A 23,456-nucleotide genomic window follows, 5' to 3' on the forward strand; every position below is an offset into this window, starting at 1 on the left:
ATACTGCCTCTCCTAAAACCCTTATCCTACTCTTACTAAACTATCAGATCATGAAAGAACTCTGCTTTGCTACCAATAACAAACATAAGATTTCAGAAGTAAGCCAAATGCTGGAAGGAAAATACAGGCTCCTAAGTCTGGAGGAGATTGGCTGCCATGTAGAGTTACCAGAGGAGCAGGATACGCTTGAAGGAAACTCACGCCAGAAGGCGGAGTATGTTTGGAAGAACTTTAACATCAGCTGTTTTGCTGATGATACTGGCCTTGAAGTGGAAGCTTTAAAAGGAGCTCCGGGTGTATACTCTGCCCGGTATGCAGGACCACAAAGAAGCGACAGCGACAATATCCGCCATCTTCTACAAAACCTGGAGGACGAGGGAAACAGGAAAGCCCGCTTCCGCACCTGCATCACACTCATACTTAATGGGCAGGAGCACCAGTTTGAAGGTATCGTCGAGGGGGAAATAACAAAAGGCTGGCAAGGGAACAAGGGCTTTGGTTATGACCCTGTCTTTATGCCTGATGGCTACAGCCAAACATTTGCAGAGATGTCTCCTGAAGAAAAAAATGCAATCAGCCACAGGGGCCGTGCAATCCAGAAACTGGTTCAATTTTTAAGTAAACATAGATAAAGGGTAAAATTAATTAGCCCAGCTTATGGGCTTGTTCTAGAGAATGTCTTAATTTTGCAGTCTGAAACCTTAGCTTCCTATGCAAAAGCCATTTATCGTCGGGATAACAGGAGGTAGTGCTTCAGGAAAAACCACTTTTTTGAACAAGCTACTGAAATCGTTTGAACCTGAAAACGTGTGTCTTATTTCCCAGGACAATTATTACAAAGCCCGGGAGCACCAGACAAAAGATCCAAACGGAGTAGTAAACTTCGATCTTCCCTCTTGTATCGACGACGAAGCCTACGCTCACGACATCCTTAAAGTGAGTCAGGGCGAAACTGTTTACCGCACAGAGTATACTTTCAACAATCCGAATGTGGTGCCACAGCAACTGGAGTTCAGACCAGCTCCTATTGTGGTAGTGGAAGGCATTTTCGTCTTTTATTTTGAGGAGATTGCCCGCTTACTTGACCTGAAGGTATACATTGACGCGAAAGAGTATATCAAGTTACAACGCCGCATTGTACGTGATAAAGTAGAGCGCGGCTATGACCTGGATGATGTACTTTACCGCTACACGCACCATGTGGCTCCAACCTACGAGAAATACATCAAGCCATATAAAAACGATGCGGATATCATTATCCCGAACAACAACAACTTTGAGAAAGGGCTGGAGGTTTTAACTACCTTCCTAAACGCTAAAACAAGAGCATGAGGCACAAATTTGCAGTAATTGGCTTGGGCATATTCGGAAACTCCATTGCCCGCACCTTAGCAGAGCGTGGTGCAGAGGTTCTCGCCATAGACTATAACGAAGAATATGTAGAGGCCATCAAAGAGGAAGTCGCCTATGCCGTAGCTCTCGATGCTACAGATTTACGTGCCCTTGAAGCACAGAACATTCAGGATATGGATGCTGTGGTGGTTGCTATCGGCGAAAACTTTGAGGCCTTGCTGATTACCACAGCCAACCTGCAGGAGTTAAATATAAAGCGTGTCATTACACGTGCTTCCAATAAGCAGCAGCGCCGTATTCTGGAGAAAATGGGGGTTCAGGAAATACTTTCGCCAGAAGGTGAAGTAGGTAAAACTGTAGCTGAAAGGTTATTGCAACCTAGTATCCGTACCTTCCTTCCATTACCGGACAACTACGAGATTGTGGAAATTAACGCTCCCCGTAATGTTGCCAATCGCAGCATTTCAAAAATTTCGCTTCGCGAAAAGTACAACCTTAACCTGATCACGATCAAACGCTTTTTTGAGGAGATACAGGATGGTAAGCCAACACAGGTAGAGCATATTATTGGTGTACCAAAGGCAGATACTATCATTTATCCCTCTGACATTCTGATTCTTATCGGAAAAAAACAGGATGTAAAGCGATTTATTGATATAAACCGCTAAGTATTTCTGATTTTTTCAGAAGAAACATTACATTTGTGGTTATACATGCCGAAAGCAAAGAACATATCAATCCACTTAAAGCATCTCCTGATGTCTTTAACCCTCCTATGGGCACTCATGCTCAATGGTCAGGAAGTGGTTGCATACACCTCTGCGGCAGCTGATGCACCTAAGCAAACTGATACACGCTTAGCACATGCACCAAACCAGGAAAACAAAGCCGTTGTAAAGCAAAAAATTTCACTGGAGGCAACCACCTCTTTTGTGGCACTTAACTTGCAACAAGCTGTAGAACCAGTTCCTCAGCCATGCTTTGTAAGAGTAAAAAACGAATTACTGCCTGCTTACACTACAATTCCTCCTGGACTTTCTTTTGTAGCGCAGATTTTCCCTATCACTATTCAGCCCAACGCTCCCTAGGCTGAACCACACTTCCGTTTTCGTTTCCTGTTGCTGAACGATTGGTTACCTATGCCAAAAAAGTACACTGTCAGGAACAAGTCTGCTTCTTTAAAAGTTATTTTAAAGCACTGACTATTAATCATTAAGCCTAATCAAAATATTTACCTATATCTTTCACTAATCAAACAATGCGGAATAAATCGTTAATAATCGTTTTGACGTTGATCGTATCGGCTCTTTGCCTTTACTATCTGTCATTCTCTTTTATTGCCCGTAGTGTGCAAAGCAGAGCTGAGCTCTATGCCACAGACGCACAAGGCAATGTAAATATGGTTAAGCAACAAGCTTATCTTGATTCCATCTGGAAAGAGCCTGTGTTTATGGGCATGACTTACCAGGAGGTTAAAGAGAACGAGCTTGGGCTCGGTCTTGACCTAAAAGGTGGTATGCACGTTGTTCTGGAAGTTTCTCCTGTAGAAATTATCAGGTCCATGTCTGGAAACAGCAAAGATCCGAACTTCCTGAAAGCTTTGGAGCGTGCACAGGAACTTCAGAAAAACAGCCAGGAGCGTTTTACAACTCTTTTCGCTGAAGCTTACCGTGAAGTAGAGCCAAACGGCCGTCTTAGCCGCATCTTCTCTAATACTGCAAACCGTGGCAAGATCAGCTATGAGTCTTCCAATGAAGAAGTAATTGAGGTAATTGAGCAGGAAGTTGAGGATGCAATTGGACGCTCTTTTAACATCCTTCGTACCCGTATTGATAAATTCGGAGTTAACCAGCCAAACATCCAGCGCCTGAAAGGTACTGGTCGTATTCAGATCGAGCTTCCGGGCATCGATAACCCTGATCGTGTTCGTAAACTGTTGTCTGGCATGGCTAACCTGGAGTTCTGGGAAGTATGGTCTCCGGAAGAGTTTGGTCCTTACTTTATGCAGGTTGGTCAGTACCTTGACAAGCAGCAGCAGGCAGGTAAGCTTAATTTAGCAACTACTAAAGCGGATGCTGGTGACGCAACAGGTAACGTATCTATTGTAGAAGAGACTACAGAAGATGTATTGGCACAAGCTGCCGCTGGTGACTCTGACTCTGCTCAGATCGCTGCTGCTAAAATGGACACAGCTGCTACAGCTCTTGACTCTCTTGCTAATGATCCACAAGCAGGTGTTTTAGCAAGCTTGTTTACGCAAATGCCAGGAGGTATAGGAGCAAACGTTCGCGACACAGCTAAGATTAACGATATCTTCAGCCGTCCGGAAGTGCGCGCTATGTTCCCTTCCAACATGAAATTCCTGTGGGGTGTGAAGCCAATTGCAGGAGACAACCGCCAGGAGTTTGTAGAGTTCTATGCAATCAAGAAGGGTCGTGACGGCAAAGCCCCTCTTGGCGGCGATGCAATCAACGATGCACGTCAGGATTTTGACCAGACTGGCCGTCCTGAGATTAACATGACAATGAACCCAACTGGCGCTAAGAAGTGGGCTCGCTTAACAGGTGAGAACGTAGGTCGTCAGGTTGCCATCGTACTTGATAACTATGTATACTCTGCTCCGGTAGTTCAGGGTGAGATTACGGGTGGTAGCTCTTCTATTTCTGGTAACTTCACTATTGAAGAAGCACAAGACCTTGCCAACATCCTGAAGGCTGGTAAAATGCCTGCTCCTACACGTATCGTGGAAGAAGCTGTTGTAGGTCCTTCTCTTGGACAGGAGGCGATTCAACAAGGTTTAATTTCTACATTAGCTGGTTTTGTATTGGTGGTAATCTTTATGATCGCTTACTACAGCCGTGGTGGTTTCATTGCTGACTTAGCCCTTTTATTCAACGTATTCTTCATACTTGGTGTACTTGCTCAGTTCAATGCGGCACTTACACTTCCTGGTATCGCGGGTATCGTACTTACTTTGGGTATGGCCGTGGATGCGAACGTACTGATTTTTGAGCGTATGCGGGAGGAGTCTCTCAAGGGACTTAGCATGCGTGAGGTGATCAACAAAGGTTACGAGAAAGCCTTCAGTACTATTTTGGATGCGAACGTTACTACTTTCCTGGTAGGCTTTATCCTTTACTTCTTCGGTTCAGGTCCGGTTAAAGGCTTTGCTATTACCCTGATGATCGGTATCGTTACTTCGTTCTTTACATCTGTGTTTATCTCCAGATTGTTTGTTGAGAATGCCTTCAAGAGAGGTGGTAAGCTTTCGTTCTCCACTTTGATTTCTGGCAAGATGTTCAGAAACATCAAGTTCGATGTAATGAAGTACAGAAAACCAGCTTATGCTTTCTCACTAGGTATACTTGTATTTGGTTTTGTAGCCATGTACATCAACGGTGGTCCTAATCTAGGTGTTGACTTCAGAGGTGGCCGTTCATATGTAGTGGAGTTTGATCAGGCTGTTCCAGCTTCTGACATTCGCTCTGCCTTAGTTGATGACTTCCAGAACCAAGGCACTGAAGTGAAAACGTTTGGAGCATCTAACCGTGTAAAAATTATTACCAGCTGGTTAGCTGATGACGAGAGTATTGAAGCAGATGAGCAGGTGAAATCTGCTCTGATGAGTGGCTTGCAGGAGTACAACAATCTAACCCCGGAAGTATTAAGCTCTTCTAAGGTTGGTGCAACCATGGCCGATGACATTCAGAACACAGCGATGATCGCTATTGTGCTTGCACTGATCGGCATCTTCCTGTATGTGATGATCCGTTTCAGCAAGTGGCAGTTCAGTTTGGGTGGCGTAGTAGCCTTGCTGCACGATGCGCTTATGATTATTGCAGTGTTCTCAATCCTGGATCTTTTCGGTATCTCTTATGAAATGGACCAGGTATTTATTGCTGCGATTCTGACCATCATTGGTTTCTCGATCAACGATACAGTGGTAATATTTGACCGTGTTCGTGAGTACATGAATGATAACCCACGCACAGCTATCCGTGACCTGGTAAACCCAGCTCTGATCAGCACATTCAGCCGTACAATCATTACCTCCCTTACTCTATTCCTGGTGGTGGTGATACTATTCTTCTTCGGCGGTGAAGTTCTGCGTGGTTTCTCCCTGGCCATGATCATTGGTGTTCTTGCAGGTACTTACTCCTCTCTGTTTATCGCTACTCCAATTGTAGTAGATACGGTGAAGGATGATAAGAAAGCAGCAGCTCCTGCACCAGTGGCGCAGAAAGTTCGCTAGAGGCACTAACTGTATAAAAACAAAAGGCCGAAGCTGTGTAGCTTCGGCCTTTTGTTTTTAGTATCGGTGATTCGTAACCTGCTTTGTTGTAATACTATAAAAGCGAAAGCCAGCTCAACAGGAGCTGGCTTTCGCTTTTATAAAACTATGGTTTCCTTATACAGTTACACCGTCAGCTACTACTTCTTTCACTTCAGGCACCATGCGCTTCAGCAGGTTCTCAATACCTGCTTTAAGAGTTACCGTAGCAGATGGGCAGCCACTACAAGATCCTTGCAGGTGCACGGTTACAACACCATCGTTATAAGACTTGAATGTAATATTACCTCCATCCTGTTCTACAGCCGGGCGCACGTAATTATCCAGCAGGTCTATCACTTTTTTAGATATCTCTGCATCTTCTGCTGATGTCTCACCATTTAATTCAGACACCTCTACTTTTTTAGCAGAAAAGCCTTCATTAAAAATTGGTCCACCTGCCTCTACATAAGACTTCAGAAAAGTGCGAAGCTCTGGAATAAGTTTTACCCACTCCAGATCAGAGTTTTTTGTTATAGTTACAAAATTACTTGCAATGAACACACGGGAAACATAGTCAAAGTTGAACAGCTCCTGTGCCAGTGGCGATTCCATTGCGCTTTCCAGATTAGGATAATCTACGCTCTGGCCATCCGGCAGCAACTGCTGGTTCATTACAAATTTCATTGATTCAGGGTTTGGGTTCGCCTCAGCATAAACCGAAACCATCTTTTCTTTATTTTCTGTCATGTATTGTCTTGTTTAAATTTAAAACTAGAACGATTGTCTTAAAGTTTCCAAAATTAGGCATTATTTCCGACGAAGTAAACCTAAGCAGCAGGAGCAGCTTAATGTACATACATTAAACCGCCATACACCCTGTTTTAGCTAGCAAATTTGGCTATAAAATGTATCTTTGTGCTGCAAGTAAATTTTCGATCTGAATATACCGCACAAATCTACTCATGCTAAACAATTTTATCCTGCTGGTGCAATCTCAACATGCCGCACCTGGATTCCTGATTATTCCCTTCCTGTTTCTGATAGGCATGATTGCCGCTGGTCCTATATTTTTCGGACATTTTTGGGAACACAACTATAAAACTATAGCTGTAACTCTTGGCTTAACAGTATTGGGCTACTACATTTTTGCACTTGGTGATTACCACATGCCAGTGCACACGTTCTTTGAATATGCATCATTTGCCATACTTCTTAGCTCCCTTTACATAGCAGCCGGAGGTATTTACATCAATATAAATGCGAATGCCACTCCAGCAATGAATGTGGCCCTGGTTGCCGTTGGCGCTGTGCTGGCAAACTTAGTGGGTACTACGGGAGCCTCCTTACTTCTGATACGTCCTTTTATACGTCTTAATGTTCACCGTATAAAGCCGTACCAGATTGTATTCTTCATTTTTATTGTAAGTAATGCGGGTGGTTTACTTACACCACTAGGAGACCCTCCATTGTTTATCGGTTTCTTAAAAGGTGTGCCTTTTTTCTGGACGCTTCAGCACTTGTTCACCCCTTGGGTTCTGGCCGTTACGCTTCTTTGCCTTATCTTCTTCCTGATTGATAGCCGCAACAAAGAGACTGAGTTCACACCACGCCCTGAGGTAGTTGCTAAAAATAAAGCAAGAACTGAGTTCTACGTTAGTGGTAAACGCAACCTCTTTTGGTTGGCCATCATAATCGGAGCAATCTTTTTGGATCCTAATGTGATTGATGGTTTGCCACACATAGCTTATGATGGTAACAAATTCTCCTTTATCCGTGAGATTATACAGCTATCTGCAGCTTTTGCCTGCTATCGTTTTTCAAGTAAAACAGCACTGGCAGGTAACCAGTTTAACTTCCATCCTATTCTGGAAGTAGTATTTCTTTTCTTCGGTATCTTCTTTACGATGATGCCGGCATTGCAGCTTTCCGCTGAGATAGCTTCATCTCCTCAGTTTGCACAGTACATCACGCCAAACTTTCTTTACTGGGCAACTGGTTCACTGTCGGGCTTCTTAGATAACGCACCAACTTATGCTAACTTCCTATCGCTGGCAATGGCAAAGTATGATATGGCTCAGAACAGCGTGGTAGAGGTAAGACAGTTTGCGACAGGCACTGGTGCAGATCCTACAACCTTGGTACTACTGGAGGCCATCTCACTGGCAGCCGTACTTTTTGGAGCATTTACATACATTGGTAACGGTCCTAACTTTATGGTGAAGGCAATTGCAGAAAGTGCAGGCATAAAAATGCCTTCTTTCTTTGCTTACATTGTACGTTATTCTATTCCGTTCCTGCTTCCAGCACTAATATTAATCTGGTACCTTGTAGTGCACCTGCGATTGTTCTAATTGATATACAAATAAATACTTGAAAGAGCCGCTTCATAAAATGGAGCGGCTCTTTTACTTTCCGGCAGTTACTTTCACACTGCCTGAAATAAGTGGTGCAACAGCTCGTTAACCTCATATGCAGATATTAACATTTACTTATGTTTAGGCATTCGTACAGAACTTGCGCTCTTACTACTATACTATGAAAAGACGCTTCCTATGGATAACACTCTTTTGGACTATAGCTACACTCTGGATATTATTTATAACCCCTGCAATGGCGCAGCAACAGCAAAATATTATTCAATTTTCAGGTATTGTAACAGCCCAAGATAGCTTAGAAGGGTTGACCGGTGTTGTGGTTTATGTACCGAACTCACAAAGAGGCACAGTAACTAATGAGCAGGGTTTTTTCTCGATGCCTGTATTACCAGGTGATAGTGTTGTGGTTGCAGCACTAGGTTTCGGAAAAAGACATCTATTGATCCCTGAAAAGTTAAGCGCTTACAGTTATTCCACTCATATCATCTTAGAAGAAAAGAAGAATGAGCTTCCGACAGTAGATGTCATGCCCTGGGCTACGGAGCGGGACCTTAGAGAAGCAATAGCAAGAGTCAGACTTCCTGAGCAAGCAAAGGAAGAATCAGACATAGAGCAGTTGATAAGGAGATTTGGCACCCCAACTTACCCTATGGACGGCACAAAAAACGCAGGATACGGAATTCAGCAACAAATGCGCCAGCAGCAAGGCCGTTACATGGTGCCTAGCGATGTAAAATTCCTGTCTATCCCGATCCGGCGAGGCAAAAGATAATATATGATTGAATATAAGGAAGATTATTTTCGCTATACCTTGCTTGCCTGTTGCCGCATCAGGAAATCTGCCAGCACCAATGCAGCCATGGCATCCACAATGGGTACAGCACGGGGAAGAACACAAGGGTCGTGACGACCTTTTCCTCTTAAAGTAATTTCCTCACCTGCATCATTTATAGTTTGCTGAGACTGCAGGATAGTTGCAACGGGTTTGAAAGCAACATTAAAATATATATCCTGTCCGTTACTGATACCACCTTGTATACCTCCTGAAAAGTTTGTGCGCGTTCTCACGTTGCCGTCTTCATCCGTATAAAACTGGTCGTTATGCTCAGAGCCGTGCATGCTCACACCTTCAAACCCACTGCCGTACTCAAACCCTTTTACTGCATTAATGCTTAGCATTGCCTTGCCTAACTCTGCATGAAGCTTATCAAATACAGGCTCCCCCAAACCGGCAGGTACACCTTTCACTACACAACTCACAACCCCTCCTACAGTATCTAGGTTATCACGTGCTTCCTCTACAACCCCTATCATTCGGGCTGCTATCTTACCATCCGGGCAACGCACCTTGTTAGAGTCAATTTTAGAAAAGTCAAGTTTTGAATAGTGCTTTCGCAGCTTCACTTTGCCTACTTGTGATACATACGCGTTTACGGTGATACCATATTTCTGCAACAGCTTAGAGGCGAGAGCACCTGCAGCTACCCGGGCAACGGTTTCGCGGGCCGAACTCCTTCCTCCTCCACGGTAATCACGGGTGCCATACTTGGCAGTATATGTATAATCGGCATGAGACGGACGGAAAGCATGCTCGATATGGCTGTAATCATGGCTATGCTGATCTTTATTATTAACAACAAGTGTTATAGGGGTACCTGTTGTCTTACCCTCAAAAATCCCGGAAAGAATATTCACCTTATCTTCTTCCTTTCTTGGAGTAGTGATATCAGACTGCCCCGGACGGCGGCGATCTAAAGCATGCTGTATATCTTCAACAGTGATTTCAAGTCCGGCAGGGCATCCGTCTATTATTACCCCCACAGCCGGGCCATGGGATTCTCCGAATGTTGTTATCCGGAAAAGCTTTCCGTATGAATTGCTCATGTACTATTTCTTTAGGAACACAAAGGCTGATACTGCCAGCAGCAGCAGCAGAATGATGTTGGTATAGCGTTTAATACTTTCAAAAAAGTGCAGACTTACCAGTGTGTTGTCTTCATTTTCAATGATATTGTAAAAGGTCCCTAAGTCTCTGGATAAAACCATTGCATCACTGTCACTGGCGCCAGTAATTTGAACCTTTAACACTGGCCTCAATGTATCGTAGGCAGCAGTGGTTGGATTAAAATATATCCATTCAAAAGCTTTACTTAAACCGTACTCTCCTGGCTCACGGGGCAACACAGTATAAGAAAAAGTCTTAGCCCCCAATACCTTACCAGCTCCCCTTGTTACATCTTGCCGCACATCAGGAGGGTAGAATTCAAGTGCGGGAGGTGGTGTCGGCGAGGGAGCTACGATAGCAGCCAGATTCCCTTCACCTTCTACTTCAAACATGTAGTTGAAGCTCTTGTTTACAGGCACTTGTTTTTTTGATAGGCTTTCGCGTAACCTATAGTTACCAACGGGAACAACATTACGCAACGGATGTGGAGGCAACTCTTCTACCTCAACTGTTTTCTCCCTGGAATAGAATACCTTATAACCTTCCTGCCTATCCTCAGCTAACAAGTTTGGATTCTTTGCAATTTTAAACTTAAGCATCTTCAGTTGTAACTGCGGGAACGTAAGCGCCTGAAGATTTATGGGGTATAGCACCGCTTCATATAATCTGAAACGCAGGTATGGTTCGCCACGCACTGTTACATTCTCTGGGGTAATTTCGGTAAAGTCGAAAGTTTCTTCCCAGGCATTAGGTTGCTTTACCTGACGAAGTATACCTGTCATCTGATTTGCAAAGTCATAAAATTCGAGCAGGCGCTGATCTTCCTCGGCTAAATAGAAGTATAAGGCTACTGTAACTCCTTCACCAACAAAAACCTTTTTTTTACTGGTGTACAAGGTAAGGAAAGCATTATCATCTTTATCTATAAATTCCGGCTGCTCTTCAGCGGCAGGAGCATCTTCTTCCGGGGTTACCAGATCGGGCAGGTTAGGAACTTGCTGAGCATTTGCCTGCATAGGTGTCACCTTTATCGTCATTCCTTCTGATTGCACCGTTTGCCCGTTCACCTTCATAGTAAAAGGTTTTAGTACATAGTCCCCCTCTTCCAGCGCAGCATAATTTTGAGTATAGGTCCTGATAATATTTGTATTACCACCCACCGTAATTGTTTTCTCCGATGAAAACTTTGAGCTCTTTTTAAAGCCTTCTATTTCGGGGAAAGGGGTGTATTCTTTCAACTGCTGATCCTGTAGTCTAATTGAAATAGTATAGTACTGGTTTATAGGCAGAGGACTTTTCCCAAGCTCGATACTTACCTGCTGAGCCCAGGCTGGGACAGAAAGTAAAAGGCAAAAAAGAATATTTCGGATCAGAAAACGCATATAAGGCAGCTCCTGCAAAACAGGAGCAAGAACATCTATTTACAAATTTAGTTAAAAATACCTCAATAGCTTAAGTAAAACAGCTGGCATTTATCCTCATAAACAATGCCTTACCTGCATAAGACACACACTCAAAATATAAACTTTAAAAGTATTAGTAGTCATATTTCTGTTTAACTATTCCCTTTACATAGCTTTAATCAAATATACAAACCTTAAGGTCTGCCCCTTCAAAAGTGCTTTAAAACAGTAAAAAGCAACATTTACAGTTATTCCAAAGCTATATATAAGTTTCTTTATACATACCAGAAGAAAGTTACAACATTTAAGCTGAGCAAAAACAGTACAAATCCGATCTTGAAAATGGCTCGTAAGTTAACATACTTCCCGAATCCTGCACAAGCACCTGCTATTAAAGTGCGGAAGAAGTGTTTAAAGTATTTTATCTACTAAAAGTAAAATTATGACAAAAGTAACCAAGCCTGAAGAGAATGGGGGCGGGCTGATGAAAGCACTCACCAGCCCGATGCAGAGGCGCAACTTTTTCAGGTACGCCGGCGCCACAGCCGCCGCTACAACACTAGTGCTAACTACCTCTTGCGATGATGACGATGATGTAGATCCACCTGTAGGTGCAGTTAACCTAGGTTCTGGAGATATCGGAATTCTTAACTATGCCTACGCGCTGGAACAGTTAGAGGCAGCTTTTTATACAGAGGTAGTAGCCCGTTCAGGCAGTGTACTATCTGCTAACGAAATGCAGGTAATGATGGACCTGAAGGCACATGAGATTGCTCATCGTGAATTCTTCAAAACAGCACTTGGCTCTAACGCCATACCTGCCCTGGAAGTAGATTTCAGTTCTATAAACTTCAATGACAAGAGCAGCGTTTTGCAAACCGCTAAAACCTTTGAGAACTTAGGTGTTGCAGCTTACAACGGCGCGGGCAAATTGCTTACTGACTCAGGAGTTGGTCTGGATTATCTGCTGCTGGCTGGTAAAATTGTATCTGTAGAGGCTCGTCATGCCGCCGCTATAGATGATCTTATAGCAGGTAACGGACGCTACGGCGAAGAGTTTATTGATGACGATGGCTTAGATCGTGCTTTGATGCCGGCAGATGTACTGGCTGCTGCTGCGCCTTTTATTGAGACAGTAATAGATTTTAGCAATTTACCACAATAAGCAGGAGGATCAGACATGAATATATTTAAGATTATAAAAGATATTGAGAAGGCAGATCCGGAAGTGTACGATCGCCTGGCTTCTCGCCGTGCTGCTATGAGTGGTTTCGGGAGCTTTGGAAAAAAAGTAGCAATTGCAGCTGTGCCACTAGCTTTTGGTAGCGTGTTTAAGAAAGCCTATGGGCAGTCTACAAATAATGTTTTAGAAATATTGAATTATGCTCTTACGTTAGAGTACTTGGAATACAACTTTTATAACCAGGCATTAGGTAACTCAGCGTTGAACTTAGGTGATAACAGGGAGTTTTTTACGGAAGTACGCGACAATGAGCTGGCACACGTAAACTTTTTACAAGCAGCAATCAGAAGCCTTGGAGGTACCCCGGTAGATGAGCCGAACTTTGATTTTTCTGCCAACGGTGCGTTTCCAGACTGGAACACTAATGCTCAAACATTCCTGACACTATCACAGGCCTTTGAAGATACCGGTGTGCGTGCTTATAAAGGGCAGGCTGCAAAACTTGCAGGCAATCCTACCATTTTAACCGCAGCGCTGCAGATTCACTCTGTAGAAGCACGCCATGCTGCAATTGTCCGTAGAATTCGTGGCTTGAGTGGATGGATCACAGGAGGCCCAGAGGGAGAAATGATACCTGCTGCGGCTGAACCAGTTTATCAGGGAGAAGCTGAAGTAGTACAGTTGGGCATAAATGTGCCACAAGTATCAGGCATATCTACTGAGAATGTTACTGAAGCGTTTGATGAGCCACTCGATATGGCTACAGTTAATCAAATCGCCAGTTTATTTATTGCTTAGGCACTGATCATTTTGACAAAAGAGCCCCAGTGTTAGGGCTCTTTTGTTTTATACTATTACAACAAGTTCTATACTTTTTGTTTTACTAAGTATAAATATAACGAGACCATGTCACCTTTTATACCTTATTCCGTAACTTAAAGCAGATAACAAACTTTCTGCCTACACAAATGTTGGAATACATCAAGACTATTCTGTTGAAGGTTAGCTTCGACAAGATGTTGTTTGAAAAAGAGCTTAGAAAAGCTTTTAAGGTTTTAGTAAAAGAAGAAATACAGCATCTAAAACAATGGTGCTACGAACAATTCTCAGGTATGTACCTGCTCATTCTTAACAAGGTTTTCAAAAAATCCCCTAGCGTTGTTGCTTAATGATTATCTGAATTTTCCTGAATAAAGCGGATGTTGCGCATCAGGCCGTTATACCCGGTGCGCTTCACAGCCGACTTCTTGAACAGTTGTGAAAAAACTTCATGCGTCAGTTCCTGCCAATCGCGGGACTTAAGCTCCTTTAGCTGTGGATGTGGCGCAAAGGCAGGCTCATTATGTGCTTTACTGAAGCGGTTCCATGGGCACACGTCCTGGCAGATATCACAGCCAAAAACCCAATTACCAAATTTGCCATGCACCTCGCTGGGCAATTGGTCCTTTAGCTCGATGGTAAAATAAGAGATACACTTGCTCCCATCCACCACATAAGGCTCAATAATAGCACCTGTGGGGCAGGCATCGAGGCAGCGCGTGCAGGAACCACAATAGTCTTTAATAGGCCCGTCATACTCCAGTTCCAGGTCAATGATAAGTTCGGCGATGAAGTAAAAGCTGCCCACCTGTGGAGTAATAAGATTGCTGTTTTTACCGACCCAACCTAATCCGCTTTTCTTGGCCCAAGCTTTATCCAGCACCGGGGCAGAATCTACAAAGCAGCGGCCGCCTACCTCCCCTATCTCTTCGTTGATGTAATTCAGCAGCGTTTTCAGCTTGTCTTTTATCACAAAGTGATAGTCGGTACCATAAGCATACTTAGAAATTTTGTACGTATCCTCCTCCTGCTGTTGGTTCTCCTTCTCCGGGTAATAGTTCAGCAGCAACGACACAACAGATTTGGCCCCATCTACGAGCAGTCGTGGGTCCAGGCGCTTATCAAAGTGGTTCTCCATGTAGTGCATCTGCCCGTGCATGTTCTGGTTAAGCCAGCGCTCCAGCCTTGGGGCTTCCTCCTCCAGAAAATCTGCTTTGGAGATACCGCAGTACATAAAGCCTAACTCCTTAGCCTTCTGCTTGATCAGATATGTATGCTTCTCTTTGCTCAATTTATACTTGGTGCCGATGTTTATACTTTAGAGGGAACAAAAGTAAGTGAAAATTAATCCGCTTTCTAATTAAGAATACTCTAACTATACTTCAAGCCTCGCCCTCTCCTGCTGTACATTTACGGACATGAATGTGTCCATTTTTAGACGCTTATATTGCTGTGCCTTCAAAAAAACCTATTCAGCTCCTTCCATTCGCCTTTTATTAAACCTGGCATACAGTTGGAATTACAGAAGCGCATGTGCCTGCAATTTAAGAGGCCCAGACACATGATTATTTAACAACCTAAACCACTATAAAACTATGAAGAAGTCTTTTTTCTTATTTATTGTAATTTGCTTCAGTGTTGCCTGTCATGCGCAAGCGCAGGGACAGTTTCGGGAGAACGGAAAGATCCTGCACATGAATCCGGAGGGTGAGCAGGAATGGAACTATGCTCAGGCCTACCGAAGCGGAAATCTCCTATTCATTTCCGGCACTGTAGGCAATGGTGACATGGACAAAGCGATGGAACATGTGTATAAAGTGCTGCAACTTACGCTGAAGAAGTACAATTTAAACTTCACACACGTAGTGAAGGAGAATGTCTACACCAAAGATATTGAGGCTGTTATCCGGAATCGCGACATTCGAAAGAAGTACTACGGCACCCATACCCCTGCTTCTACTATGGTAGAGATTACAAGGCTTTTTGACCCGGAGTCGGTACTGGAGGTAGCATTGATTGTAGAATTCGTAAAGGAATAGGCAGAAAAGAAGGAGCAGGCGATTGCCTGCTCCTTACACTTAAACACAAACAGATATTAATTACGATTCAGACTGATCAAACAAACCTCCTGTAGCAACCTTCTGCGGTGGTATCTTACCTAAATGGCGGTAAGCTGCTTCTGTCGCCTCACGGCCTCGGGAAGTTCGCATTATGTATCCCTCCTGGATCAGGAATGGCTCATACACTTCTTCAATTGTCTCTGCCTCTTCACCACAAGCGGTAGCGATCGTTGTTATTCCTACCGGACCTCCTTTAAACTTATCAATGATAGTGGACAGGATTCTAATGTCCATGTCATCAAGACCGTTCTGGTCTACATCCAGCGCATTCAGGGCGAACTTAGCAATATCTACCGTTATGGTGCCATCTCCTTTTACCTGCGCGAAATCGCGGGTACGGCGCAGCAGGTTATTCGCGATTCGTGGTGTACCCCGGCTACGACGTGCAATCTCAAAAGCAGCATCTTCGTGTATAGGCGCACCCAGTAAAAAAGAGGAGCGCTTCACGATTGATGTCAGGAGCGCTGCATCGTAATACTCTAAGCGGGAGTTGATGCTAAAGCGGGCACGCAGCGGCGCCGTAAGCAAACCAGAGCGCGTAGTAGCACCTATCAGCGTAAACGGATTCAGACTGATCTGCACAGAGCGGGCGTTAGGGCCAGAGTCTAGCATGATGTCAATCTTGTAATCCTCCATGGCTGAGTACAGGTACTCCTCCACAATCGGGTTCAGGCGATGGATCTCATCGATGAACAGTACATCGTTCGCCTCCAGGTTTGTGAGCAGGCCTGCCAGATCGCTCGGCTTGTCCAGCACCGGACCTGAGGTCATTTTTATACCTGAATCCAGCTCTGAGGCGATAATGTGCGACAGAGTAGTTTTACCCAAACCCGGAGGGCCATGCAGCAGCACGTGGTCTAATGCCTCGCCACGGCGCTTGGCAGCCAGCACAAAAATCTTCAGGTTCTCCACCACCTTATCCTGACCGGTAAAGTCACGGAAACTGAGAGGGCGGAGGGCCTTGTCTATGTCACGATCGGCCGGCGTCATATTCTCCTTTTCGCCGGTGAGATAATCTTCTCTCATAAATTTAATTCTTCTTCACAAATGAGCTTTCGCTACTCCTAAAGGTAACAGTTTCGGCTATTCTTTTGCTCCATTTCAACAGACGAATTTACTCATTTTTGCTAATTATTTTATAGTTATTCACCATAAATCTAATATAATTAGCATTTGTTTGGTTCAGGATTTGCAGGATAACATATTTCAGGATCAACACCTTAAGTTAACACATTACTTATAGCTTATAATATACAAAAGCGGCTGCTTCACATGAAAACTCTACTTTAGATTCAAACCTTTTTTGAGAACCATCTTGCCTATCTTCTGGTCCTGCCAATCCTGATTCATATAAAGAAAGGCAGCCACTCCCGTAGCTGCCTTTCTTTGTACTCTATTCAAAATTAAACTCTTACTTAAACGCGGAAATACCCGTGATATCTGCACCTGTTATCAGCAGGTGAATATCATGGGTACCTTCATAGGTGATCACAGACTCAAGGTTCATCATATGGCGCATGATAGGATACTCGCCTGTAATACCCATACCACCATGAATCTGGCGTGCTTCTCTAGCGATGCGCAGGGCCATGTCTACATTATTGCGCTTGGCCATAGAAATCTGCTGCGTATTAGCTTTACCCTCGTTCATGAGTGTACCGAGGCGCCAGGCAAGCAGCTGCGCTTTTGTAATATCTGTCAGCATTTCGGCCAGCTTCTTCTGCGTCAGCTGGAAAGCACCAATTGGCTTGTCAAACTGAATGCGCTCCATGCTGTACTTCCTCGCTGACTCATAACAATCTATCGCAGCGCCTATGGCACCCCAGGAAATACCGTAGCGGGCGGAGTCGAGACAGCCCAGTGGACCACGCAAGCCTTCTACGTTCGGCAGCAGGTTCTCTTTTGGCACCTTTACATTATCAAAGACCAACTCTCCTGTAGTACTGGCCCGGAGGCTCCACTTGTTGTGAATTTCCGGCGTAGAAAAACCTTCCATCCCGCGCTCCACGATCAGGCCTTTAATGCGGCCCTCTTCGTTCTTAGCCCACACCACAGCCACCTGGCACTCCGGAGAATTGGAAATCCAAATCTTAGAGCCATTGAGCAGGTAATGGTCACCCATGTCTTTGATGTTCGTAACCATACCGCCCGGATTGGACCCAAAATCTGGCTCTGTAAGCCCGAAACAGCCTAACCACTCCCCGCTTGCCAACTTGGGCAGGTACTTCTTACGTTGCTCTTCAGAGCCATACTTATAGATCGGGTACATTACCAAAGAGCCCTGCACAGAGGCTGTAGAGCGCATACCGGAGTCACCACGCTCAATTTCCTGCATAATAATGCCGTAGCTGATGTAGTCAAGGCCACCCCCACCGTACTCTGTCGGTATAGTGGGACCAAAAGCGCCCACATCACCAAACTTCTTTACAATTTCAGAGGGAAAATGTGCCTCCTGTGCCCACTGCTCAATGTTAGGCGATATCTCACGCTTCACAAAATCGCGCATGGTCTGGCGAATAAGCAGGTGTTCTTCTGTTAATAAATCATCGATGTTATAGTAATCAGGCGCTCCTGATGATTCGTAAGCCATAGTTTTGTTTTAAGGTTTTTGAGAGGGTAATACGCAAAGTTAAAATTTTCGGTAAGATCACCACATGTATACGTTAAAAACAAAAAGCTCCGCCAGTTGGCAGAGCTCTTTGAGATAAATGTCAGTTAGTTGTTGTTTTAAAATTTAAGCCCGACAGACAACAGATAACTGCGCAATGCCTGCGGATAATAAAAGTTCTCTGTAACCTGCCCTCCACCTGCTATGTAGCTGAAGGTATACCCATTAGCTGCATATTTCTCACTGAACACGTTATTAACCAGTAAGCCTAACTCCAGCTCTTTCAAGATATTCTTAAAGCCAATGTTATAGCTCAGCCGCAGGTCTCCTACCTGGTAAGCTGGTATAATCCGGCTCTCATTTTCCGTGTTATCCAAGTATTGCTTGCTGACTGTTTTGTAAATAAACGCTGCTTTTAGCCCCTTCATCAACCCTACTTCCAGCTGACTTGTTGATACAAAATCCGGTGAGAACGCAATAGTTGTTTCATTGTACTTGTTAACAGCTTGCTCTCCTGTGTCATAATCATCAATAAACTCGTTGAAGTTCTCAATTTTGTTCTGGCTGTAGGCAATATTTGAGCTTAACGTAGCTACAGTACCAAGCCTTAGAGCACCGGCCAGTTCAATGCCCTGGCGATAGCTGTCATCAATATTGGTTCTGGTGTAGGCACCCACATCGTTTATCTGGCCAGTTACCACTAACTGATTCTTATAATCCATGTAGAAGTAATTTATTTCCAGGTCAGCAGTAAGAGATCTGCCTGCAAGCTCCGCCAGACCAATCAAACCTCTGTAACCAGCTTCAACATTGCGCAGCGTTTCATGCTTTGGACGGCTGTTTGGAGTCGACTCTGTAAAGTCTTTACGCACAGGCTCTCTGTTACCGATGGCATAAGAAGCATATAGTTGGTGCTCTGGCTGCAACTGATACGTTACTCCCGCTTTAGGATTGAAGAAGTTATAATCAACATCCTGCTCCATATTCTCCAGGTCATTGTCAAAACCTTCAAAAGCATAATTGATCTTTCGCACCTGTATATCTCCAAACACGCTTAATTTGTCTGTTAAGCCATAGGAGGCCTTTGCAAAAACGTTGAAGTCAGTCTTAACGGCATCATTGTCGTAGTACTTCTCGCGGATATCCGAAGTAGAGGCAAAACGTGCCCAGATAACTTCACCAAAATGACGGCCGTCGTACCTGTTCCAGGCACCACCGAGTGTTGCGTTAAAGCGGCTGCCTGGGCGATACTGCAACGCATAAGTAGCACCATAAAAATCGTTGTCTAACCAGCGGCGGCGGATAATATCGGATCTCTTGATCTCCACACCACCTATTACCACATTTGGCAAACCATACCTGGATAGTTTATCGTCAGCTTTAAATTGCTCATAATAACCTCTACCATAGGTGTAGTGCAAAGCTCCGGAAAAAGTAAGACCAGGCAGGAAGTCGTGTGACAAGTGTAACTGGTAATGATCCTGCTGATAATTGTCTGTTTCGTTGTCGTAGGTATAGTAGTTGTACCTGCGACCGGAAGTCAGGAGGTTCTCTTTATCAGCCCCCTCAATCCAGTTACGGTCAATGTAATCCTGCAGGTCTGCTGCATTGCCATACACGAGTGCCTCCGGAGTGCCATACCAGGCCTGGTATGTTTTTTCCTGTCCCGAGAAGGTAATGAATTTCACCGATGTTCTTTCACCGAAATAACCTCCCGAGAAATACAGCGATTTCAGATCTGAAGAGGCACGGTCAATATAGCCATCTGACGTGATGCGGGATAATCGACCATCAAAAGCAAACTTACCATTGATCAGACCAGTGCCAAACCGAACATTGTTCTTCCAGGTATCAAAAGATCCATAGCTGTGATCCGTTTCGGCATAGGCCTCACGACGTACCTGCTGCGTCTGGATATTTATACTTGCCCCGAAAGCACCTGCTCCATTGGTTGATGTTCCCACCCCGCGCTGTACCTGAATGTCCTGCACCGAAGAGGCAAAGTCCGGCATATTCACAAAGAAGGTGCCATGGCTCTCAGAATCATTGATAGGAATACCATTTACCGTAACGTTGATGCGGGTAATATCGGAGCCACGGATGCGGATTCCGGTATACCCCACACCTGCACCGGCATCAGAGTTTACCACCACCGATGGCACCTGCTCCAGTAGATAGGGCAAATCCTGACCGAAATTCCGATCTTCAATTTCCTCTTTGCTAACGTTCGTGAATGTAGTGCCTGTTCTCTCATCGGCACGAGTAGCCTGTACCACAACCTCACTTGCCTGCAGTGCCTGTGGGCGCAGGGCTACCTGCACATACTCATCCTGCTGTAAGTTTACATTTACTTTCTTCTGCTCGAATCCCAGGTAACTTACTTTTAAAGTATAGCTGCCTGCTGGCAGGCTCTGGAACTGGAAGGCACCGTTCTGTTCGGTAGAAACTCCTGTGCTGGTGCTCTCCAGAACTACATTGGCTCCCACCAACGCTTTACCTGTGACAACATCAGACACACGCCCGCTCAGTTTATACTGTGCAAGCAACTGCAATGGCAACACAAAAACTGCCAGTGCTAACAAAAAATTTTTCATTAAATGGTGATGATAAAAAGATGAAACATACAGATATGCCAGGGGTTAGCATCCTGTTGATTTTGTTTCCCGCGTTTTTCCCTTCGCCGGCATTACCCGGATCAGGTTCAATGGGTATGATCTCAGCCCGTTATTATAAGGCACCCCTAAACTGTGGCAAAGGTAAGAGGGTTTTCTGTTATATCAAAAGGGCAGCCGCAAGCAAATGGCCAACGTATACTACTTGCTGGTTAGTAGCATGTTATTTTTCATAAAATGCAATAACCCCTTACTTAAAATGTACGTTGAAAACAGTAGATGGACTTTCTAACCTGCACGCTCACATTTCTTTGATTTACAGTGCAGAAGTCCGCTGAAGAAATTAATTAGAATAAGATAGAACCGTGATGATGATCAGCATTTTGTATACCATGGCACTCCTGACGATATTAGCTTATTACGCTTTCGCTCCTCGTAAGAAGTTTAATCGTCCGCCATCTACAGATAGCGACGATGATGGAGGCGAACCGCTAGGAGATGATCTGCCAGATTTGGACCTACCACCCGGTATTTCTTTACCGATAAATGATTTTGAACCAAAGTATGACTTCAGGAATATTAAAGTACCTAAGTTTCCTGAACCTTCTTTGCAATGATTTTAACCTGCTTAAAAGGAGAAGGGCCCAGTACGAATCTCGTACTGGGCCCTTCTCCTTTTAAGCAGGTTAAATTTAATGAACAGCTATTGTAAACGTACGCTCAAATGCCTGTTCTGGCCTTAATTCATTTATCCCCTCTTTCTCCTTTAACTCTCCTGAATCTCCCACACTGCTGGCAATGCCGCACCAAGGCTCTATACAAACAAAAGGCGAAGGCCCTGGCTTAGCCCAGATACCCAAATATGGAAACCCCTCGAAAATCAACTCTACCCGCCGCGGGCTTACACGACTGGCTAGTACTAATCTATCAGAACTCAGGTTTTTGAAAACCAGTGCATCCTTATTAAAATAATCGTGATGGAGTGGCAATATGGGGCTTTTATCCAGCACTGGCTCTGTTTCTCCAGTCAGTAAACCATCCTCGTTAAGCAGATAGCGCCGGAGAGTCTCCTCTTCTTTAAATTCAATAAAATAATCAGTATACTGCTCGTTCAGGTAAAGTGGCACATTAAAACCCGGATGTCCTCCAACAGAAAACCATATGGCCTTATCATCTTCATTGCGTACCAGATAACTCACATCCAGCCTGTTTCCTTCCAGCTTGTATGCAATCATCAACCTGAACTTAAACGGATACTGCCGAAGGGTCTCTTCGTCATACTTTAGTTCGAATACCAGTTTATCGTGATGCTCATCTACTACCTCAAACTCCCTGGTACGGGCAAAGCCGTGCCGCTTCATGTGGTATGTTTCACCCTCAAAGGTATACTGCTGACGTGGCAACTCACCTACAATGGGAAACAGATTAGGCGCATGGTTTGGCCAGATAGCAGGATCCGCAACCCAGATGAACTCCAGGTTTTCATCCTTTTTGATAAAATGCTGTAGTTCTGCACCACGGCTTTCAATGCCTACTTTGTAGTTATCATTCTCTAGGAAGTGTAGCATATCCTGTATTTACTGATTAGAGATTTTTATTGAGAAGCTTATCCACTATGTTTTTGGCCTGTTTTAACCGTTCCTCCTGCTGCCCTGATACTTCTACGAAGGGAACACCTAATGCCTGGAGCTCCTTTTTGTACCACTCATAGAAGAAAGTTCGCAGGTGAGGGTGCTCCCGCTGTGGATCAGGCTCCCACGGCAAATCAACGCCCATCAACAGGCAAAGGTTGTAGTTTTGCTGCTCAAGTTTTTCCTGTATCCATGTGGGGCAGTGGCCAAAGGCATGTTCGCTCCAAATCTTCAGCACCAGCATGTCGGTGTCTGCAAACAGCACCTGGTTCGCCTCCTTCTCCAGCTTCTGCTCCAGCTCCAGTTGCCCTGCAGCAATTGCTTCAATATCCTGTAGCGTGTAAGGCTTCTCTAAATTACCGACATAGCTCCGGGCATACTCCGGCACCCAAACTGTATTGTAGTGTGAAGCCAGCTGCTCAGACAAAGTAGATTTACCTGTGGATTCTGGTCCTGTGATAGCGACTTTAAGCATTTAACAAAGGTCGCGAAAAAATGAGAGCAGTTTGGCATATGCTAAAAATAACGGGGTGCCAGAGAGCAAGCTCCCGGCACCCCGCCTTTTAAACAGCCTCCTTACTGCTTATTACTTTTTCTTCAGCAGCTTCACTGTTTTGGCTCCATCTCTGGTCACAACGCGCACTATGTACATACCTTCCGGCAACTTCTGTCTGTCTACTTCTATCTGCTGCAGTTCACCGGCTTTACCTACTCCCGACTTCAGTTGCTTGACTAAAGTGCCTTTCATGTCATACAGGTTGATGTCATATTTCTCAGAGTTAGCTATTTTAAACTCTACTGTAGCTCTTTCTGAGAAAGGAACCGGGTAGACAGCGATGTCTTTGCTCTGTATATATGAAAATTGTCTGACTATCATACCGCTATTGATTCTACAAAAGCTCTGAAAGGGCCAGGCTATAAGCCGCCTTTTTAAGATTAAGGAGGCTGTTCAAACAGACAAAAAGAAGTACAGTCTGCCTTTTTGAGAAAGCAGATTTTATCATATTGCTATATTTTAGCTATCGTTGAAATTTTAGCTCTTGAGGGGGTAAATCAGAGCTACAACAGTGCTAGTGGCGTCGCACACCTATTTTTAATTGTGTGCATGTGTCTTATAGGGTGCAATTAATATAA

General features: G+C 44.4%; 22 protein-coding genes and 1 riboswitch. Of the genes, 12 read left to right on the forward strand and 10 right to left on the reverse strand.

From position 1 onward, the window contains the following. The first annotated feature begins 50 nt into the window (after positions 1-50). The 5 genes from ACFSRY_RS20180 to secDF all read left to right on the forward strand — a co-directional run bounded on the left by ACFSRY_RS20180 (position 51) and on the right by secDF (position 5,605). Entirely contained in the window at positions 51-632 is a 582-nt protein-coding gene (locus ACFSRY_RS20180; RefSeq protein ID WP_377512551.1) for a non-canonical purine NTP diphosphatase, read from the forward strand. 79 nt (positions 633-711) lie between these two features. Further along, positions 712-1,332: a uridine kinase gene (gene udk / locus ACFSRY_RS20185; RefSeq protein ID WP_377512555.1), complete on the forward strand. Its 621-nt coding sequence runs from the start codon at positions 712-714 to the stop codon at positions 1,330-1,332. Further along, positions 1,329-2,021, forward strand: a complete 693-nt coding sequence (locus ACFSRY_RS20190) for a potassium channel family protein (protein WP_377512558.1) — start codon at positions 1,329-1,331, stop codon at positions 2,019-2,021. The genes udk and ACFSRY_RS20190 overlap by 4 nt, the downstream gene beginning before the upstream one ends. Positions 2,022-2,111: 90 nt before the next feature. Then, a complete protein-coding gene (locus ACFSRY_RS20195) occupies positions 2,112-2,441 on the forward strand; it encodes an RNA methyltransferase (RefSeq protein WP_377512561.1) in 330 nt (109 codons plus the stop codon). Between the two features lie 170 nt (positions 2,442-2,611). Further along, a complete protein-coding gene (gene secDF, locus ACFSRY_RS20200) occupies positions 2,612-5,605 on the forward strand; it encodes a protein translocase subunit SecDF (RefSeq protein ID WP_377512564.1) in 2,994 nt (997 codons plus the stop codon). A gap of 156 nt (positions 5,606-5,761) precedes the next feature. On the opposite strand, the gene ACFSRY_RS20205 is transcribed toward secDF, so the two are convergent. Further along, on the reverse strand, positions 5,762-6,373 hold the full coding sequence (locus tag ACFSRY_RS20205; protein ID WP_377512567.1) for a NifU family protein: 612 nt from the start codon (positions 6,371-6,373) through the stop codon (positions 5,762-5,764). A gap of 215 nt (positions 6,374-6,588) precedes the next feature. Between ACFSRY_RS20205 and ACFSRY_RS20210 the strand changes: the two genes are divergently transcribed. Beyond that, on the forward strand, positions 6,589-7,977 hold the full coding sequence (locus ACFSRY_RS20210; protein WP_377512570.1) for a sodium:proton antiporter: 1,389 nt from the start codon (positions 6,589-6,591) through the stop codon (positions 7,975-7,977). A 184-nt stretch (positions 7,978-8,161) separates the two neighbouring features. After that, on the forward strand, positions 8,162-8,773 hold the full coding sequence (locus ACFSRY_RS20215) for a carboxypeptidase-like regulatory domain-containing protein (RefSeq protein ID WP_377512573.1): 612 nt from the start codon (positions 8,162-8,164) through the stop codon (positions 8,771-8,773). Between the two features lie 32 nt (positions 8,774-8,805). On the opposite strand, the gene aroC is transcribed toward ACFSRY_RS20215, so the two are convergent. Together aroC and ACFSRY_RS20225 are read right to left on the reverse strand one after the other, a co-directional pair. Next, positions 8,806-9,885 (reverse strand): chorismate synthase, encoded by a 1,080-nt coding sequence (gene aroC, locus ACFSRY_RS20220; RefSeq protein ID WP_377512577.1) that lies wholly within the window; start codon positions 9,883-9,885, stop codon positions 8,806-8,808. 3 nt (positions 9,886-9,888) lie between these two features. Then, complete coding sequence (locus ACFSRY_RS20225) at positions 9,889-11,328, reverse strand: BatD family protein (RefSeq protein WP_377512580.1); 1,440 nt, start codon at positions 11,326-11,328, stop codon at positions 9,889-9,891. A 463-nt stretch (positions 11,329-11,791) separates the two neighbouring features. Between ACFSRY_RS20225 and ACFSRY_RS20230 the strand changes: the two genes are divergently transcribed. The 3 genes from ACFSRY_RS20230 (at position 11,792) to ACFSRY_RS20240 (ending at position 13,701) form a co-directional block, all read left to right on the forward strand. Next, entirely contained in the window at positions 11,792-12,514 is a 723-nt protein-coding gene (locus ACFSRY_RS20230) for a ferritin-like domain-containing protein (protein WP_377512583.1), read from the forward strand. A 15-nt stretch (positions 12,515-12,529) separates the two neighbouring features. Further along, a complete protein-coding gene (locus ACFSRY_RS20235; RefSeq protein ID WP_377512586.1) occupies positions 12,530-13,330 on the forward strand; it encodes a ferritin-like domain-containing protein in 801 nt (266 codons plus the stop codon). 170 nt (positions 13,331-13,500) lie between these two features. Then, positions 13,501-13,701 (forward strand): hypothetical protein, encoded by a 201-nt coding sequence (locus ACFSRY_RS20240; RefSeq protein WP_377512589.1) that lies wholly within the window; start codon positions 13,501-13,503, stop codon positions 13,699-13,701. Here the strand turns inward: ACFSRY_RS20240 and queG are convergent. Beyond that, positions 13,698-14,642, reverse strand: coding sequence for a tRNA epoxyqueuosine(34) reductase QueG (gene queG, locus ACFSRY_RS20245; protein WP_377512592.1), 945 nt, complete (start codon positions 14,640-14,642; stop codon positions 13,698-13,700). The genes ACFSRY_RS20240 and queG overlap by 4 nt on opposite strands. Positions 14,643-14,946: 304 nt before the next feature. Between queG and ACFSRY_RS20250 the strand changes: the two genes are divergently transcribed. Then, positions 14,947-15,390, forward strand: coding sequence for a RidA family protein (locus tag ACFSRY_RS20250; protein WP_377512595.1), 444 nt, complete (start codon positions 14,947-14,949; stop codon positions 15,388-15,390). 60 nt (positions 15,391-15,450) lie between these two features. Here the strand turns inward: ACFSRY_RS20250 and ruvB are convergent, their stop codons facing one another. The 3 genes from ruvB to ACFSRY_RS20265 form a co-directional block, all read right to left on the reverse strand. Beyond that, on the reverse strand, positions 15,451-16,497 hold the full coding sequence (gene ruvB / locus ACFSRY_RS20255; protein ID WP_377512598.1) for a Holliday junction branch migration DNA helicase RuvB: 1,047 nt from the start codon (positions 16,495-16,497) through the stop codon (positions 15,451-15,453). A gap of 385 nt (positions 16,498-16,882) precedes the next feature. Next, positions 16,883-18,061 carry an acyl-CoA dehydrogenase family protein gene (locus ACFSRY_RS20260; protein WP_377512602.1) on the reverse strand — a complete coding sequence of 393 codons (1,179 nt, stop codon included), beginning with the start codon at positions 18,059-18,061 and terminating at the stop codon, positions 16,883-16,885. Positions 18,062-18,198: 137 nt separating this feature from the next. Next, positions 18,199-20,673: a TonB-dependent receptor gene (locus ACFSRY_RS20265; protein WP_377512605.1), complete on the reverse strand. Its 2,475-nt coding sequence runs from the start codon at positions 20,671-20,673 to the stop codon at positions 18,199-18,201. Positions 20,674-20,733: 60 nt separating this feature from the next. Then, positions 20,734-20,831, reverse strand: a riboswitch (TPP riboswitch). Positions 20,832-21,059: 228 nt separating this feature from the next. On the opposite strand from ACFSRY_RS20265, the gene ACFSRY_RS20270 reads away from it, so the two are divergent. After that, the gene (locus ACFSRY_RS20270) at positions 21,060-21,308 is read left to right on the forward strand and encodes a hypothetical protein (protein ID WP_377512608.1); all 249 of its coding nucleotides are present in this window, start codon (positions 21,060-21,062) and stop codon (positions 21,306-21,308) included. Between the two features lie 75 nt (positions 21,309-21,383). Here the strand turns inward: ACFSRY_RS20270 and ACFSRY_RS20275 are convergent, their stop codons facing one another. From ACFSRY_RS20275 to ACFSRY_RS20285, 3 genes are all read right to left on the reverse strand, one after another. After that, positions 21,384-22,259, reverse strand: coding sequence for an aldose 1-epimerase family protein (locus tag ACFSRY_RS20275; RefSeq protein ID WP_377512611.1), 876 nt, complete (start codon positions 22,257-22,259; stop codon positions 21,384-21,386). Between the two features lie 16 nt (positions 22,260-22,275). Next, on the reverse strand, positions 22,276-22,797 hold the full coding sequence (locus ACFSRY_RS20280) for an AAA family ATPase (RefSeq protein ID WP_377512614.1): 522 nt from the start codon (positions 22,795-22,797) through the stop codon (positions 22,276-22,278). A 111-nt stretch (positions 22,798-22,908) separates the two neighbouring features. Then, positions 22,909-23,199 (reverse strand): T9SS type A sorting domain-containing protein, encoded by a 291-nt coding sequence (locus ACFSRY_RS20285; protein ID WP_377512617.1) that lies wholly within the window; start codon positions 23,197-23,199, stop codon positions 22,909-22,911. Positions 23,200-23,456 lie beyond the last annotated feature (257 nt).

The organism is Pontibacter locisalis, assembly GCF_042684605.1.
Lineage (GTDB): Bacteria > Bacteroidota > Bacteroidia > Cytophagales > Hymenobacteraceae > Pontibacter > Pontibacter locisalis.